General features: G+C 37.0%; 16 protein-coding genes, 1 tRNA gene and 1 pseudogene. 12 read left to right on the forward strand and 6 right to left on the reverse strand.

What is annotated here, in order from left to right; genetic code table 11:
• Window positions 1-32: 32 nt before the first annotated feature.
• Window positions 33-1445: an efflux transporter outer membrane subunit gene (locus tag MUW56_RS06140; protein WP_292012364.1), complete on the forward strand. Its 1413-nt coding sequence runs from the start codon at window positions 33-35 to the stop codon at window positions 1443-1445.
• A 143-nt stretch (window positions 1446-1588) separates the two neighbouring features.
• On the opposite strand, the gene miaA is transcribed toward MUW56_RS06140, so the two are convergent.
• Window positions 1589-2509: a tRNA (adenosine(37)-N6)-dimethylallyltransferase MiaA gene (miaA, locus tag MUW56_RS06145; RefSeq protein WP_292012365.1), complete on the reverse strand. Its 921-nt coding sequence runs from the start codon at window positions 2507-2509 to the stop codon at window positions 1589-1591.
• A 171-nt stretch (window positions 2510-2680) separates the two neighbouring features.
• Here miaA and MUW56_RS06150 point away from each other — a divergent pair.
• The 3 genes and pseudogenes from MUW56_RS06150 (at window position 2681) to nadA (ending at window position 5298) form a co-directional block, all read left to right on the forward strand.
• Window positions 2681-3537 (forward strand): annotated as a pseudogene (locus MUW56_RS06150) (YicC family protein).
• Between the two features lie 72 nt (window positions 3538-3609).
• A complete protein-coding gene (gmk, locus tag MUW56_RS06155) occupies window positions 3610-4173 on the forward strand; it encodes a guanylate kinase (protein WP_292012366.1) in 564 nt (187 codons plus the stop codon).
• A gap of 105 nt (window positions 4174-4278) precedes the next feature.
• Window positions 4279-5298, forward strand: a complete 1020-nt coding sequence (nadA, locus tag MUW56_RS06160) for a quinolinate synthase NadA (RefSeq protein ID WP_292012367.1) — start codon at window positions 4279-4281, stop codon at window positions 5296-5298.
• 57 nt (window positions 5299-5355) lie between these two features.
• Here nadA and MUW56_RS06165 read toward each other — a convergent pair whose 3' ends face one another.
• From MUW56_RS06165 to MUW56_RS06175, 3 genes are all read right to left on the reverse strand, one after another.
• Window positions 5356-5550: a hypothetical protein gene (locus MUW56_RS06165; RefSeq protein ID WP_292012368.1), complete on the reverse strand. Its 195-nt coding sequence runs from the start codon at window positions 5548-5550 to the stop codon at window positions 5356-5358.
• A 39-nt stretch (window positions 5551-5589) separates the two neighbouring features.
• Complete coding sequence (locus MUW56_RS06170; RefSeq protein ID WP_292012369.1) at window positions 5590-5760, reverse strand: hypothetical protein; 171 nt, start codon at window positions 5758-5760, stop codon at window positions 5590-5592.
• 62 nt (window positions 5761-5822) lie between these two features.
• A complete protein-coding gene (locus MUW56_RS06175) occupies window positions 5823-6023 on the reverse strand; it encodes a hypothetical protein (RefSeq protein WP_292012370.1) in 201 nt (66 codons plus the stop codon).
• A 346-nt stretch (window positions 6024-6369) separates the two neighbouring features.
• Here MUW56_RS06175 and thrA point away from each other — a divergent pair, with 346 nt between their 5' ends.
• The 7 genes from thrA (at window position 6370) to MUW56_RS06210 (ending at window position 13509) form a co-directional block, all read left to right on the forward strand.
• Window positions 6370-8820, forward strand: coding sequence for a bifunctional aspartate kinase/homoserine dehydrogenase I (gene thrA / locus MUW56_RS06180; RefSeq protein WP_292012371.1), 2451 nt, complete (start codon window positions 6370-6372; stop codon window positions 8818-8820).
• A 10-nt stretch (window positions 8821-8830) separates the two neighbouring features.
• Window positions 8831-9751: a homoserine kinase gene (locus MUW56_RS06185; RefSeq protein WP_292012372.1), complete on the forward strand. Its 921-nt coding sequence runs from the start codon at window positions 8831-8833 to the stop codon at window positions 9749-9751.
• 31 nt (window positions 9752-9782) lie between these two features.
• On the forward strand, window positions 9783-11087 hold the full coding sequence (gene thrC / locus MUW56_RS06190; RefSeq protein WP_292012373.1) for a threonine synthase: 1305 nt from the start codon (window positions 9783-9785) through the stop codon (window positions 11085-11087).
• Window positions 11088-11091: 4 nt separating this feature from the next.
• The gene (gene folB / locus MUW56_RS06195; RefSeq protein WP_292012374.1) at window positions 11092-11460 is read left to right on the forward strand and encodes a dihydroneopterin aldolase; all 369 of its coding nucleotides are present in this window, start codon (window positions 11092-11094) and stop codon (window positions 11458-11460) included.
• Between the two features lie 35 nt (window positions 11461-11495).
• A complete protein-coding gene (locus tag MUW56_RS06200; protein WP_292012375.1) occupies window positions 11496-12860 on the forward strand; it encodes a DUF4403 family protein in 1365 nt (454 codons plus the stop codon).
• Between the two features lie 22 nt (window positions 12861-12882).
• A complete protein-coding gene (locus MUW56_RS06205; protein ID WP_292012376.1) occupies window positions 12883-13380 on the forward strand; it encodes an RDD family protein in 498 nt (165 codons plus the stop codon).
• Between the two features lie 58 nt (window positions 13381-13438).
• Window positions 13439-13509, forward strand: a tRNA-Cys gene (locus MUW56_RS06210).
• A gap of 73 nt (window positions 13510-13582) precedes the next feature.
• On the opposite strand, the gene MUW56_RS06215 is transcribed toward MUW56_RS06210, so the two are convergent.
• Complete coding sequence (locus tag MUW56_RS06215; RefSeq protein WP_367118562.1) at window positions 13583-13843, reverse strand: SemiSWEET family transporter; 261 nt, start codon at window positions 13841-13843, stop codon at window positions 13583-13585.
• Between the two features lie 1471 nt (window positions 13844-15314).
• Here MUW56_RS06215 and MUW56_RS06220 point away from each other — a divergent pair.
• Entirely contained in the window at window positions 15315-16145 is an 831-nt protein-coding gene (locus MUW56_RS06220; protein WP_292012378.1) for a glycosyltransferase family A protein, read from the forward strand.
• Window positions 16146-16671: 526 nt separating this feature from the next.
• Here the strand turns inward: MUW56_RS06220 and MUW56_RS06225 are convergent.
• On the reverse strand, window positions 16672-17118 hold the full coding sequence (locus MUW56_RS06225) for a hypothetical protein (RefSeq protein WP_292012379.1): 447 nt from the start codon (window positions 17116-17118) through the stop codon (window positions 16672-16674).
• Window positions 17119-17158: the final 40 nt, after the last annotated feature.

Raw genomic sequence — 17158 nt, forward strand, 5'->3', positions numbered from 1 at the left:
AAGTTTTGTATTCAATTAAAAGTTTAAAAAATATGAAAAGAGTAAAAAATATTATTTTAACATTTGCACTGGCTATAGGCTCTGTTTCGTGCGTGTCAAAACTGGCCTACACGGAACCGGACCTTCCGCTTCCCGAAAAGTTTCAGTACACCGCAACGGCCGATACAGCCAGCATAGCCAACCTGGAATGGAAACAGTTCTTCAGCGATCCTATTTTACAGGGACTGATTGAAAAAGGAATTAAAAATAATTATGACTTGCAGATTGCATTAAAACAGGTCGCTTCTTCGCAGGAAAAACTGAAACAGGCAAAATATATGCAATATCCGGATGTTGGTTTCGGGGTAACCGGACAGATCTCAAAACCTTCAAAAAACAGCATGAACGGGCAAAGCTTAAATTTATTTTTAGGACAAAGCCATGTGGAAGATTATAATGCAGCCTTCAATCTTTCCTGGGAAGCGGATATCTGGGGAAAAATTAAAAACCAGCAGGAAGTTTCAAGAATGCAGTATCTTCAAACCTATGAAGGTTCAAAAGCAGTTCAGACTCAGGTAGTCGCAGCGATTGCACAAGGATATTATAACCTGTTGATGCTTGACAAACAGCTGGCTATTGCAAAGTCCAATCTTGAACTGAGCAGCAATACCCTGTTAATTACCCAAAAAATGTGGGAAAGTGGTGATAATACATCTTTAGGTGTACAACAGGCAGCTGCTCAGAAACAAGCTACGGAACTTCTGATTACTCAGTTGGAACAAAATATTGCCATTCAGGAAAACGCTTTAAGCATTCTGGTAGGTGAAATCCCTAATAAGGTAAACAGAACGATTGAAATGTCTGACACTTCCCTACCTCAGAATATTATTGCAGGGCTGCCGGCAGCTATGGTAAGCCGCAGACCGGATGTACGCCAGCAGGAGTTGGTTCTGTTGGAATCCAATGCCATGGTGGGAATTGCACAGGCCAATATGTATCCGGCTTTGAAGATCACCGCCAACGGAGGGGTTAATTCATTCAAATTTGATAACTGGTTCCAGATTCCGGCATCGTTATTCGGATCGGTTTTAGGAGGAATTACCCAGCCTATTTTCCAGAAAAGACAATTGAAAACAGATCTGGAAGTGGCTAAAATTCAGAGAGAGAAAAATGTTCTGGCATTCCGTCAATCGGTATTGAATGCCGTAGGGGAAGTTTCAGATGCTTTGGTATCCAATGAAAATTTGAAAGTTCAGGAACAGAAGGCCACTGAACAGGCCACTACCCTGAAAGACGGAATTAAAAGTGCACAGCTTCTTTACAAAGGAGGTTCAGCCAATTACCTGGAAGTGATTACAGCACAGGGAAACTCCCTACAGGCAGAACTGAACCTGGCTTCCATTAAAAGACAGAGATTAAGCAGCATTGTAGATTTATACAGAGCGCTGGGCGGGGGTTGGAAGTAGTAAATTAAATTATATTTGTTGAAGTGCGGTTCTTTGCAGGACCGCATTTTTTTGGTGATAAATAGTATTGGAAACGCTCTATTTAATTTTAAAAAACCGGGTCTTTTGCAATAGCCAGCACTACAATTCAATTGAATAAACAGCTATTTGTGAAACAGCTCACTAATCCATTGAAGCAGATCTTCAAAATCCTGTTGAGAATATCCTAACTGTAAATAGTGGATATCATCCGCCTTTCTATACCAGGTAAGCTGGCGCTTCGCATACCTGCGGCTGTTCTTTTTAATTTCAGACACCGCAAAATCAAGATCCCATTCCCCATCAAAATATTTGAACAGCTCAGAATAGCCAACGGTATTCAGGGCAGTAAGGTCTTTGAATTTTTCCAGCCCCTTTACCTCATCCAACAGCCCTTTTTCCATCATGATATCCACTCTCCGGTTGATTCTGTCATACAGTTCTTCCCTTGGCGCTTCAATGCCTATCCTGATGACCTTAAAATCTCTGGAATCCTGGGAAACAGCAATCTGTTCAGAATATTTTTTACCGGTCTGCCAGATCACATCAATTGCTCTCAACAACCGTCGGTGATTGTGAATATCTACCCCATTGAAATATTCGGGATCGAGTTCTTTCAGCATTTCCTGAAGTTTCTCTATACCTTCCTGCTCCAGAATGAACTGTAGTTTTTCCTGATTTTCAGCATCTGCTTCAGGCAGATCATTCAATCCTTCAATTACTGCTTTTTCATACATCATACTTCCACCGACAAGTATGACCGTCTCGTGATCTTTAAAAAGTTCATTAAGCTTTTGCAGGGCATCTTCTTCATACTGCCCGATAGAATAGTATTCTTCTACGGAAAGGTTTCCGATAAAATGATGAGGTGCTGCGCTCAGTTCTTCCTCAGAAGGCGCTGCAGTCCCTATTTTCATTTCCTTAAAAAACTGCCGGGAATCACAGGAAACGATCTCTGTATTGAAATGCTGAGCCAAATCAATTGCCAATCTTGTTTTACCAATTCCGGTGGGTCCTACTACAGAAATCAAATTTTTCTTTTTCACAGTGCTAATTTACGAAAATGAGTTTATTTAATTTGCTGGAAGATGGAAGCTAAAATTAGATATAATTTATATTTATAACAATCTTCCCACTTCCTGCCTCCATCTTCCAGCCATTCAACATTAGCCAAACTATAGACTTAAATGTTTATCTTTGTAGAACAATAAAAAACTATGATTTTATCAATGACTGGCTTCGGTAGAGCCGAAGATGTTTTTGAAGGAAAAAAATAACAATAGATATTAAATCATTGAACAGCAAAAGCTTTGATTTAAATATTAAAATTCCTTTGCGTTATAAAGAAAAAGAATTTGAGATCAGAAAAATTCTTAATGATAGAATTATCCGTGGAAAAGTAGACTGCTATGTCAATTTGGAGAATCTGGAGGAGTCCAATGATGTAAAAATAAACAAGAATCTTATTGATTCATACATCAATGAACTTAAAACCATTGCATCAGACGGCCCTGATTTTGAATATCTTAAAATGGCAGTAAGGCTTCCGGATGCCATTACGTCCAGACCTGATGAGCTTACAGAAGGTGAATGGGAGGCATTGGCAAAGATCGTTAATGCTGCGATTGACCGATTTGAAGAATTCAGAAAAACAGAGGGTAACATTTTACACGAAGAATTAAAAAGAAACGTTCAGAATATTGACAAATATCTTGGAGAAGTCATTCCTTTTGAGGAAGAAAGAATCGTCAGTGTAAAAGAACGTTATCAGAAATCCCTTAAAGAATTTGAGAATGTAGATGAAACGCGCTTCTATCAGGAAATGGCTTACTTCACCGAAAAGCTTGATATTTCAGAGGAAAAGGTAAGACTTGCCCAACATTTGAAATATTATAAGGAAGTAATGGATAATGAATCTTTCAATGGAAAAAAACTGGGCTTTATCTCTCAGGAAATCGGAAGAGAGATCAATACATTAGGTTCAAAAGCCAATCATGCCGAAATCCAGAAACTGGTAGTGATGATGAAAGATGACCTGGAAAAAATTAAAGAGCAAACGTTAAACGTATTATAGACAATAGACCGATAGACATGAGATAAGAGATGTAAGCCTCATGTCTCCAATCTAAAAATCTCTACAATCTAAATGGATAAAGTAATTATATTTTCAGCACCATCAGGGAGCGGAAAAACTACATTAGTAAAGCATTCACTGGACACATTCCCTGAGCTGGAATTTTCAATTTCCTGTACCACGAGACAACCGAGAGGCAGTGAAGTACACGCCGTGGATTATCATTTTTTAACCCCGGATGAATTCAGACAGAAAATTTCTGAAGATGCTTTTGTAGAATATGAGGAAGTATATACTGATAAATATTACGGTACTTTAAAATCTGAGGTAGAAAAAATCTGGAATCAGGGAAAAGTTGTTATTTTTGATGTAGATGTAAAAGGAGGCATTTCTTTAAAAAAATATTTTAGAGAAAAAGCGTTGTCTATTTTTATAGAACCGCCTTCCATTGAAGAACTGGAACGAAGATTGATCTCCAGAAATACAGATGATGCAGAAACCATAAAAACCCGTGTAGCAAAGGCAGAAGAAGAAATGACCTACGCCAGCGAGTTTGACAAGATCGTCATCAATACAGATCTTGATGTAGCTAAAAAAGAAATAGAAAGTTTAATAAAAAGTTTTATCAGCAACTAATAGATGGAAGATATAAGCCGGTAGATGGAGTAATAAGAATACTCTCAAAATCTGACTTCTAAATTCCAACCTCTACCTTCTGATAATAAAAAAATTGAGGTTGATATGAGTACCGAAACATTAGAAAAAGCTAAATCTGCAATTCCTGTAAAAGGATTTCTGGACATAAAAGATATAGCCATTCCTCAGGGAGAAGAATTGGTAAAAGCCATTCTTAAGCTTAAAGAAGAAAAAAATGCTGTAATCCTTGCGCATTATTACCAGCCGGGAGAAATTCAGGATATTGCTGATTTCCTTGGAGACTCTCTGCAGCTGGCAAGACAGGCTAAAGAAACAAATGCCGACATGATCGTATTCTGCGGAGTACATTTCATGGCGGAAGCTGCGAAAATTTTAAATCCAACTAAAAAAGTAGTTCTTCCTGATACGATGGCAGGATGCTCTCTGGCAGACGGCTGCTCCGGAGAAGGACTGAGAAAAATGCGTGAACAGCACCCAAATGCTTTAATTGCCACTTATATCAACTGTAATGCTGAAACAAAAGCAGAAAGTGATATCATTGTAACCAGCTCCAATGCCGAAATGGTCATTGAAGCTCTTCCGAAAGACAGACCTATTATTTTCGCACCGGATAAAAACCTGGGAAGATATTTGTCTAAAAAAACCGGCCGTGACATGATCCTTTGGGACGGAAGCTGTGTGGTACACGAAGCCTTCTCAATGGAAAGGATTGCAAAGCAGCTGGCAGAAAATCCAGATGCCAAACTAATTGCACACCCTGAAAGTGAAGAAGCTGTTTTGAAACTGGCTCACTTCATCGGTTCTACTTCTGCCCTGTTGAATTATGTAGAGAAAGATGACTGTCAGAAGTTCATCATTGCCACAGAAGAAGGAATTCTTCACGAAATGAGAAAGCGTGCCCCTCACAAGGAACTGATCCCGGCATTGGTTTTTGATGAAAGCTGCAACTGTTCAGAATGTTTCTACATGAAACGGAATACAATGGAAAAATTGTATCTGTGTATGAAATATGAGCTTCCGGAAATTCTTATTGATGAAGAATTAAGATTGAGAGCATTAAAGCCGATCGAGGCAATGCTTGATCTTTCAAAAAGTATAAAATAATCAAAAGCACTGTTTCACAGTGCTTTTTTAATGTATATCTATAAAAGACTATTATTTTTAGACTTCAAAGCAATATATGCTTACCCTTACACAGTTTCTGGCCCTGCAGTAGTCTGGCAGAGCAAAATAGTTCTCACAGGTTGCATTATATTCTGGTCCCGGACCATATCTGTTTTCGGTAGGGCATCCTGCACAAAGAGATGAATCGGCTCCCAAAACATTTTTTAATTTATTTCTTGATAACTTTTTCATATTATTGGATTAAGTTTAGTATAAACATAGAATACTCGTTTACAGCATAGGATCATAGCAGGTTCCTCCCGGCTGCCTCCAGCATCCCCATCTGCCTCCTCCCCGGAAACATACATAAGCAGCGCCACCGCATGCTTCAATTTGAATATCAGTAAAACCACCACTGATATTTTTCTTTTCTTCTCTTGAAAGTTTTTTAATTGTTTTCATATTGTTTTAATTTGATATTGATTTACAGTAATAAAACACTTTTGTAGAATGTGTGCTTTTTGCTATTTAAAACTGAACCTCTCGAAACATTTTATACTTACCATGACTCTCCCTTTACAGCATTCCGGTAAAGCATGATAATCTTCATATGATCCCGGCAGGCCTGGTCCGTAAGGGCCGGGAGGACAATTCTCATGACAAGAATCCACTCCGCCATCAATGGACTTCAGATGTTGCCGGTCTAATTTTTTTGATTTTCTCATATTAATTTTATTCTGGTTAAGATACTAAATATAAGAATTTCAACATATTAAATCAAATTTAAAACAAAATATTTCTCATTTAAAGGAATTACAATTTGTTATTAAAAAAAATTTGCCGTTCCAAAATAATTTGTACATTTGTCTCAGTCAATGAATTTTTTAAGAAACATATCTGATATTTCTGCCCTGGGATCATCTATTTCAGGCTTATCTTCTGTTTCTACTTTTACAACTACAACAACTACCCCATAACGGGGTAAACTTTCACATATTATTTCCGGTACCCTGTACTCTTTGTTCTAAAGAGTCAACATTTCGTTTTTATCCAACCTCAAATCAATAACTGATGAAAGTTTTAAAATTTGGCGGAACATCCGTCGCCAACTCTCAGAATATCTTACGGGTAGAGAATATTATAAAAAAAGAATCTTTACAACACCGTATCGTTGTGGTAGTATCTGCTCTCCACAGCGTGACAGACCATCTGATCAAAGCAGCAGAATACGCTTCCCGCAAAGATGAAAGCTATCTGGATCTTATCAAAAAACTTGAAGAAAAACACTTACATCTTGTCAAGGAACTCATCCCGGTTCTCGAACAAAGCTCATGGCTGAGTTTTGTTAAAAAACATTTTAATGATATAGAAGATCTTTACAATGGTATTTTTGTTTTGGGCGAATTTACAGACAGGATCAAAGATAAAATCGCCTCCTACGGAGAATTCCTGTCTTCACATATTATTGCTGCAAGGCTTCAGCACGAAGGATTAGACTGCCTTTGGATGAATTCCGGCGGCCTCATCAGAACAGACAGCCATTTTACCAACGCTAAAGTAAATTTTGACATTACTGACAATAACCTGAAAGATTATCTTCATAAAAATAAAAACCAGATCATAATCTGTCCCGGCTTCATTGCACACGACGAAAAAAACAATACAACAACACTGGGACGGGGAGGTTCAGATTATACAGCTTCCCTTATTGCCGCAGCAATAGGTGCTGATGAACTCCAAATATGGACTGATGTAAGTGGAATGATGACGGCAGATCCACGCCTGGCTGCCCACGCAAAACCTATTTCAGAAATTTCTTATCATGAAGCCATGGAGCTCTCCCACTTTGGTGCTAAGGTATTGTATCCCCCATCCATCCAGCCGGTAATGGCCAAAAACATTGATCTTACCATCAAAAATACTTTTGATCCTGATGTACCGGGAACATTGGTCTCTCACAATATCAAAGCGTCAGAGAACGATGAAAAAAAGATTGCAGTGGGAATTTCAAACATGAGCAATATCGCTCTTCTTACTTTAGAAGGAAGCGGAATGGTAGGCATTCCCGGAATTTCAGCAAAGTTATTCCAGTGTCTCAGCCATGAAAAAATAAATATTATTCTTATTACCCAGGGGTCTTCGGAACATTCTATTACCATGGCAATTAATGAAAAAGATACGCTTCATGCTGAACATGCGATCAATTCGTCATTTGCAGATGATATTGATCTGAAAAGGGTTGCCCCGGTAAAAATAGAAACCGGGCTTTCCATCATTGCTCTGATCGGGGAAAATATGAAAAGCAGAAGCGGGGTAAGTGCTAAAATGTTCGGATGTCTTGGAAATAACGGGATCAATATACGCGCTATCGCACAAGGATCTTCAGAAAGGAATATCAGCATTGTTATTTCAGAAAAGGACACTAAAAAAACGGTCAATATCCTTCATGAGGAATTCTTTGAATCTGAAATAAAACAGATCCACCTCTATATCTGCGGCACCGGAAATGTAGGTTCCAGGCTGATACAGCAGATTTATGATCAGAATAAATACTTAAAGGAAAACTTCCTGATCAATTTAAGAATTGCAGGAGTATCCAATAGCCGTTATATGATATTTTCGGACCAGGGAATCAGCAGGGAAGAGTATATAAACTCAAATTTACAAGGCGAAAAAGCTTCTCCTCAAAAATTTGCAGATGAGATCATATCCCGTAATTTACGAAACTCCGTTTTTGTAGATGTTACAGCCAGTCCGGAAGTCCCTGAAACCTATGAAAGTCTGTTAAAAAGAAGTATCAGTATTGTAGCCTGCAATAAAATAGCAGCCTCATCGGATTTTGAAATCTACAAAACCTTAAAAAATACCGCAAGGAATCACAGCTGTAATTTCTACTTCGAAACCAATGTGGGGGCTGGGCTTCCGGTTATAGGAACCATCAGTGACCTGATCAAAAGCGGAGATCGGATAACTTCCATTCAGGCCGTCCTCAGTGGAACCCTGAATTTTGTTTTCAATAATTATGATGGAAGCAGATCCTTCTCAGAGATTGTTGCCCAGGCCCAAAAAGAAGGCTATACCGAACCGGATCCGCGATTGGACCTCTCAGGAACTGATGTTGCCCGTAAAATTTTGATCCTGGCCCGTGAAGCCGGATACCCGATTCAGTTTGAAAATATTAAAAATACAGGTTTCTTACCCGAAGCTTGTATGCAGGGAAGTGTAGAGGATTTCTATGACAAGCTTACTGAATATGAAGATCATTTTAAAAACCTGTTGGATGAAGCCCAAAAAGACGGTAAAATTTTAAAATATACCGCTGAATTTAAAGATGGTAAAGCCAGGGTAGGTTTACAGCATGTTGCCCCGGACAGTGACCTGTTCCATCTGTATGGAAAAGATAATATTGTCATTTTTAAAACTTTAAGATATTCTGAACAACCCTTGGTGGTAAAAGGGGCCGGCGCTGGGGCCGAAGTAACGGCAAGCGGTGTTTTTGCAGATATCATGCGTTCAATTTAAAACAGAAATTATGAAAAAAATAAAATTAAGAATACCGGCAACCGTGGCCAACCTGGTCTGTGGATTTGACATTTTAGGAATGGCGGTACATGAACCTTATGATGAAATGGAATTCAGATTATCGGATTCTCCTGAAATTATTATCAAACATGAAGATCATTTCGGACTTCCGGAAGAGCCATCCCAAAATGTGGCAGGTATTGTACTGCTGAAGATCCGGGAGCACTTTAAATTAAGCCATGGTTTTGAAGTGATTATCCGTAAGCATATCAAACCGGGCAGCGGGCTCGGCTCCAGTGCGGCAAGTGCCGCCGGAGCCGCCTTTGGGGCCAATGCCTTATTAGGGAATATTCTGTCAAAAAATGAAATGATTCATTTTGCGATGTTTGGAGAAGAACTTGCTTCCGGTGTACGTCATGCAGACAATATTGCGCCCTGTATCTATGGCGGTATTACTTTGGTAAAATCACCGAACCCCATTGATATCATTCCGCTGAATACTCCTGATTTATACGTCACAGCCGTACATCCGCAGGTCGAAGTGAAAACCTCAGATTCCAGGCAGATCTTAAAGAAAAGCATCAGTCTTAAAAGTGCTGTTGAACAATGGGGAAATATTGCCGGATTGATCGCCGGAATTCAAAAAAATGATTCTGCACTGATCGGCAGAAGCCTCAACGATGGTATTATAGAACCTGTGAGAAGCATTCTAATCCCAAAATTCGATGAGATCAAAATGAAAAGTATAGAAGCCGGCGCATTGGGAGGAGGGATCTCAGGATCCGGCCCCTCTATTTTTATGCTGGCGGAAACGAAAGAAACAGCAGAGAAAATTGCAGAGCTGATGAAATCCACTTATCGTGAAACAGAGATCGAAAGTTTTGTGTATGTATCCAAAATAAATCCGGCAGGCATCCGAATAGTGGAATAAACTCAATAAAAAAATACTAGAAATAAAGCAGATGAAATATTATAATGTAAAAAACAGTCTGGAAAAAGTTGATTTCAGGACGGCAACCATAAAAGGACAGGGAAAAGAGAAAGGATTGTTTTTTCCCGAAAGTATTCCTCAGTTTGAACAGGAGTTTATTCAACATCTTAATCACTATACGGATGAAGAAATTGCGTTCAGATGTATGAAAGATTTCGCAGGAGAAGAAATTCCATCCGAAATATTGTGGGAGATTGTTTCAGAAACCGTCAGTTTTGAAATTCCTTTGAAAAAAATTAATGGTAATATATCTATTCTCGAGCTATTTCATGGGCCTACTCTGGCATTTAAAGATATTGGAGCCAGATTCATGAGCCGCTGCCTTTCTTATTTCCTGAAAGATCAAGATAGGAAAGTCACCGTTCTTGTTGCCACTTCCGGTGATACAGGAGGTGCTGTTGCGCATGGATTTTATAAGCTTCCGGAAATTAATGTGGTTATTCTTTATCCCAAGAACAGGGTAAGCCCGGTTCAGGAGAAACAGCTCACGGCATTAGATGAAAATATCTATGCATTGGAGGTGGATGGAAGTTTTGATGACTGCCAACACCTTGTTAAAATGGCATTTTCTGATAAAGAAATCAATACCCGTCAATTTTTAACCTCAGCCAATTCTATTAATGTGGCAAGATGGCTCCCTCAGCAGATCTATTATCTTTTAGCCTTAAAACAGTGGCAGCAATATGAAAAAGAAGCCCCTGTCATCTGTGTTCCCAGCGGTAATTTCGGAAATATCTGCGCCGGCTTGTTGGCTCATTTCCGGGGACTTCCAGCAGAACACTTTATTGCGGCATGCAATGAAAATGATCCCGTTCCTGAGTATCTAAGAACTCAAAACTATATACCGCAAAAAGCAGTTTCTACTCTTTCCAATGCTATGGATGTAGGAGATCCCAGTAATTTTGTGAGAATTGCAGAACTTTTCGGAAACCAGTTTGATGCATTAAAAAATAAAATCTCCGGATATTCAATAGATGACTCAAAAACGTTAGAGACTATTGCTGAAGTGTATAAAGAATATGACTACATCCTGGATCCTCACAGTGCTGTAGCATTTGCTTCACTGGAACAGTATCTCACAGAGAATCCGGATAAAAAAGGATTTATCCTGGGAACAGCACATCCCGTTAAATTTCCTGATGCTGTGGAAAAAGCAATTCATAGAAAAATTAAAATTCCTGAAACCCTGAACAGCCTGATGAAAAGGGAGAAAAAAACTGTAGAAATAAGTTCTGATTTTGAAGAATTAAAACGATTTTTGCTTCATAAAATTTGAAACAATGAGCAAAATATATCTTGAAGACGTAAAAATATATGCCTACCACGGTGTACTGCCTGAAGAGAATATTATCGGAACCTATTATATCTTGAATCTGGAGCTTCACACGGATCTGTGGAAAGCTTCAGAATCAGATGACCTGAATGACACCATCAGTTATGCAGATGTCAATGAGATCATTCATACCGAAATGAAGATAAAATCAAAACTTCTAGAACATGTGGCAGGAAGAATGATTTCAAAAATCCATAACAGGTTTCCGCAAATTGACTATATCAGACTTAAAATCACCAAAACAGCTCCTCCCATGCAGGGTGAAATGAAGGGTGCCGGCATTGAACTGGAAAAAAGCTTTAAACCGGAAAATTAAAATCCTTATTTTCGCTTCATTAAAAACATACACAATTGAAATTCATTAAAATATTATTTTTAGCAGCATTCATCAATGTTTTCGGTCAGGCCGGTGTTGATAACCAGCTTGCCAGTTATAATTTTCCAAAGATCAAATCCAGCATTACAATGCCGGTCACGATTCCGCTTTCCGAGCTCAGCAATATGATCAATGCCTCGGTAAAAGATCTGATCTACCAGGATGACTCATATACGGATAACAACAATGACCAGTTTAAAGTAAAAGTCTGGAAAACAAGACCTATCCGTCTCGTAGGAGGTACGAGCCAGAACCTGCTGATTGAAGTCCCTTTAAAAATATGGGCAGAGAAAGGGATTGGCACCTTAGGAGTATATACCTATCAGAATACCACTTTTGAAACGGTAATGTCTTTCAATACGACAGTCAGTTTAAAAAACAACTGGACTATTACCACCAATACCCAACCCAATGGTTTCCGGTGGGTAACTAAGCCTGTCCTGGATTATGGAAGAATCCAGATCCCAATCACTCCTCTTGTTGAAAAAAGCATGAAAGAACAGCAGGAGAAATTCTGTAAAACCATTGATCAGCAGATGTCTACCCAGCTGAATTTTCAACAATATGCTGTTATGGCCTGGAATACTTTTCTGCAGCCCTTCAACATCTCGGAAGAATATAATACCTGGTTGAAAATAAGCCCAATCGGCGTCAATATTACCCCATTAAAGTTCTACGGAAACCAGATCAATGCAACCCTGGGATTGGATATCTATTCTGAAACTTTTACCGGAAGTAAGCCTGTAGCTTCCCAGCCTGTCACTGCCGCTACCAATTTTAATTTTTCACCTGCTGTCGGTGATCAGTTCCTTTTACAGACTACTGCCAATATCCCTTTTACCGAAGCCAGCAGCATGGCCAGGAAAACTTTTTTAAACAAAGAATTCGATATCCGGGATTCTAAAGTGAAGGTAACCGACATCAGAGTGTATGGCGTTGACAACAGGATTGTACTTGAAGCTCAAACTGACGGTTATATAAAAGGAACTTCCATTATTTCAGGAATTCCTGTTTATGATGAAGTGAAAAGAAAAATTGTATTATCTGACACCAAATTCAAACTGAAAACAACCAATATCCTGCAGAAAACTGCTTCTATCCTGTTTCAGGGAAAAATTATAAAGATGATCGAAGAAGAATATGGAATCCCCACTCAGGAACTGGAAGACCTCTCCAAAAAGAGTATTGAAGCTGCTTTTAACAAAGAATATTATAAAGGGTTAAAGATGAACGGAAAAGTATTTAACCTTAAACCAAGTAAAATCCTCCTCAACAGTACGGGTATTACCGCCGTAATTGATACCAACGCAGCATTAAAACTGTTGGTCAACGGATTTTAAAAACGAAAACTAATAACTTATCATGAGAAAAATTTTAACCATTGTTGAATATAATAAAGCTTCACTGGGAATCAGGTTCGTTAACAACCTTCTTGACCTTATCGTTTTAATTGTCATCAACGTCATCATTTCCAATATTTCCAATATTCTTTATGAAATAACCTCTGTTGATTTTTTTTACTTTTATAGTAACGGAGGAATTTTTTGGGAACTCTTCATTGGAAACTTCAACTGCTTTCTTTACTATTTTTTAATGGAAAACTATTTAGACGGAAGAACAGTAGGAAAATATATTACAGGAACAAAAGCGATAAGCACAGATGGTACAAAACCAACAACCCAACAAATTGTATACAGAAATCTGGCCCGGCTTATTCCCTTCGATGGCCTGTCTTTTTTCGGAGTGAACGGATGGCATGACAGCTGGAGCGATACAAGAGTAATTGACCTCAAAAAATATCATGCTGAAATTCAGGCAAAAAGCGAAATTGACCGTCTCGGACAGAAAGAAATCGCATAAAAACTTTTGTTCATAAAGAAATTTTACTATATTTGCACACCTCAAAAATGGTAAAAATGGTACTTTGGCCGAGCGGCTAGGCAGTGGTCTGCAACACCATCTACAGCGGTTCGAATCCGCTAGGTACCTCACTTAAAAACCTCTAAATTTTATTTAGAGGTTTTTTTATTATTAATTTCCAATTGGCAACAAAAATAGAAATCTATAAAGCTGTTATAAAAGCAAAAAGTCCAAAAAATATCCCTGGAGAATTAGCCACTACAATAGGCCAGTCTTTTCCGGGTTTCTTAAGAAATCCGTAAGTCACCCAAAGGCTACAATTGATAGCCGCAACGAGTGGCTGCAGCCAGTCGCCTTTATCTCCATTTAGATTATGGGTTATTTGGGGAATATACGAAAAGTACATTGCCATTGCAGTAACAGTGGCCACCCAACCTAATACTTGCATCAACTTTTCATTCATCATATTGAATTTAATAACCGGTTTTACATGTCATTGAAATTATTATGCCAATGAAATTGAAATTTCACCCATTATACTTATTCTGTATTCTCCGGATTGCTATCGTTGGAATAGTTTTTATGCTTAAGAAAATAAAAAGACCTTCCCAATTCCCGGGAGGTGAAAAACTATCCAGATCACTGAATAAAAACTTATATCAAATCTATTAAACAATATTCCGGTTGTTTATGAGTATAGTCATCGTAAAAACCATCTCAATTCAGAAGAAAAATTCTTTAATTCATATCAATACTTCCTGTCCGTCTACACAGGATCGGGAAATTCAGTCAGGCAAAATATCTTTATAGAATACAAGCTAAAGGAACAGCAGAACAGGAAAATCTCCTGCAATTGGTCAATAAATGAGAAGGAATTATAAACTGGTAAAAAAAATAATGGGAATTCGGAAATCCAACTCAGCATTGAATAAAATTTATTTTCCAAATAAACACTCCTCCTTTCGTTGAGAATTGGATTAATTCATAAGAAATCAGCCTTAACTAAAAGCTATTTACCATTAAATGACAAACAACATGATATTAAAAAAAATCCTCGGAAATTCCGAGGATAAAAACTAATAACCATGAAAACTCAAATTAAACATGAGTTGCGTATGTATATTGAAAAATCGTGCCAGAATTGTAATTTCGAAAAAAATATTTTCATATTATTTTTCAAGGAATAAATAATTCATTTTATCATTTTTACTTCATTTTATTCATTTTTATAAAAACACAATAATATTAATTACATTCATTCCAAATAAAAACATCCTAAAAACAATATTAATAAAAATTAATCAACGCTGGTGTAAAGAAAATGAAGTTAAAAAATTTAAGAATAAAAACATACAATTCATAATCATCTCAATAAAATAAAAATACAAAGTCCAAAAATTATAATAAATTATTCTATCATCACTCCAAAACAATATAAATAAATACACAATAAAAAAATTAGAAAAATTTAGAAAGAAGACTTTGTATAAAAAGCCTCCAAAAAATGGAGGCTTCAAAAAAACACAAATGATGAAAAAAAAATTTTATATCAGAAATTAAATTAATCGTTTAATCCTACTCCAAAATTAAAATGCTACTTATTTTTATTTTATGAGCAGAATCATAATATTATTTTTTAATAATATTATTTTAATTCCGCATCAGGACATAATAAATATGGATTTGGATATAGAGAACGATTATTTACATCATTTCTGATTCTACCATATTCCAACAGAGCTGATATGATCAATAAAGCCATAAAACAGCTTCCCTCACTGGTATTTATGCTTTTACCGCCCAGATCTATTTAAAATATAATTCACTCTTAATAGTTTGATAAAATAAGAAAAAAATACCAACTTTATCATGATAAAGGTTATATTTTTCATATGTATTATTTTATAATTTTACACATAACTAATTCAAAAAAAGTGATAAAATTTTCTATACTTATAGCCAACTATAACAATGGAAAGTACTTTAGGGACTGCTACAACTCATTAATCAGTCAAACCTATGAGAATTGGGAGGTCATTATTGTTGATGATGCTTCTACGGATAATTCGGTAGAGATTATAAAATCATTTATTGGAAAAGACCCCCGCTTCAAGCTGTACTATAATACAACAAATCAAGGTTGTGGTTTTACAAAAAGAGAATGTATGAAATATGCAGAAGGTGAAGTGTGTGCCTACCTCGACCCCGATGATGCCCTTTATCCTGAGGCCATGGAAAGAACAGTACAGGAATTTTTAAATGAGAATAGTATTGTAGCAGCTTATTCTCAAATGATGCTGTGCAGTGAAGATTTGATACCTGATAAGGTTTTTGCGGGGACTAAAAAGTTTTATAACGATCGTTATTTCTTCAACTGCCCCATCCAGTTTGCTCATTTTTTCACTTTTAAAAAAGAAATTTATTTAAAAGGTTCAGGCATTAACCCTATGCTCACAAGTGCCGTAGATCAGGATCTTTATTTAAAAATTCTGGAACATGGGGATGTAAGATATATAAAAGAACCATTATATCTATACAGGCTTCATTCCAATGGAATTTCACAGCACAGTGCCAAACCCAAAGCAAAAGAATCCTTTGCCAAAGTGATTCATGATACGATGAAAAGACGGGGAATCAAAAAAATCAATAATCAAATGGTTCCGGAAACATACACCAATTCACAGGAAATTTATGAGCTTCTGGATTACCAGACGAACAAACTTCACCGACTAATTAATAAGATAAAAGTTACTTTAAATCTATAAATAATAAAACTTCTCATTCATGAGGCGTTTTTTAAGTATGGGAACTATATGAATGGAATCAATGTTTCTGAAATGCCCAACCAATACTGGTTTTATTTGCTAAAAAGACCGGAAGTCATTCTGAGTGATCTTTTTATTTTATGAATTTTGCTGTAACCCATATAAAATCAAAAATACCTCTATTTCTTTTTAGTTTATAAGCAGGATCATACCCCTTCTATGCTATGCCGATATAGAAAAGGCCTCCTAATGGAGGCCTAAAAAAACACAAATGATGAAAAAAATCTATTTAGAAAAATCCAAACAGAATATCTTATACTGCTTACTTATACCTTCTTATTTAGATTTCCATTCAATAAGAGAAATGGTAACAAATTCCGGAATCCGAATATGATTGATTTTTATAAGTGTTCAATAACATTCCCAATAAAAAACATGGATAAAGCAAACAATGAGCTTTAGAATAATTAAAAAATCCCCTTTCGAGGATTTGTAAATTTAATTAAATATTTTGTTTTCTGCAATATTATTCCTCCCAAGTTATCGGAATATATACTGTAATGTATCCATCGGCATCTACCTGAGTATCAGATACTGTAAGAACTACCGATCCATAACCTGTCCAGCCTCCTTGTCCCTGCATCGCAGAAAAGGTATAGGTTCCGGCAGGAATTCCTTCATAATATTGCGGCAAAGCCTGAAACCCACCGCTATAATAAGTATCATATACTTCTCCTGTAGCCATATTCTCTGCAAGAAAACTGCCTACATCATGGTTTCCTGAAAGAATCTTTGTACCATTCTTTGCCAGCAGGCCATATCTCACTTTGTATGTTTGGGTTTTTGTCTCATGATTCTTTAATTCTGAACGAGCAGAAGATGATGGATTCAGAACATCCCCAGTGGAAGACCACGAAACACTTGTACTCAGCAATCCCACAAAGGCTAATGCTGTAAAAGTTGATTTTTTCATATAAAAAGTAATTTAGTATACCAAAGTTAATTATCAAAGA

Source organism: Chryseobacterium sp., assembly GCF_022869225.1.
GTDB lineage: Bacteria > Bacteroidota > Bacteroidia > Flavobacteriales > Weeksellaceae > Chryseobacterium.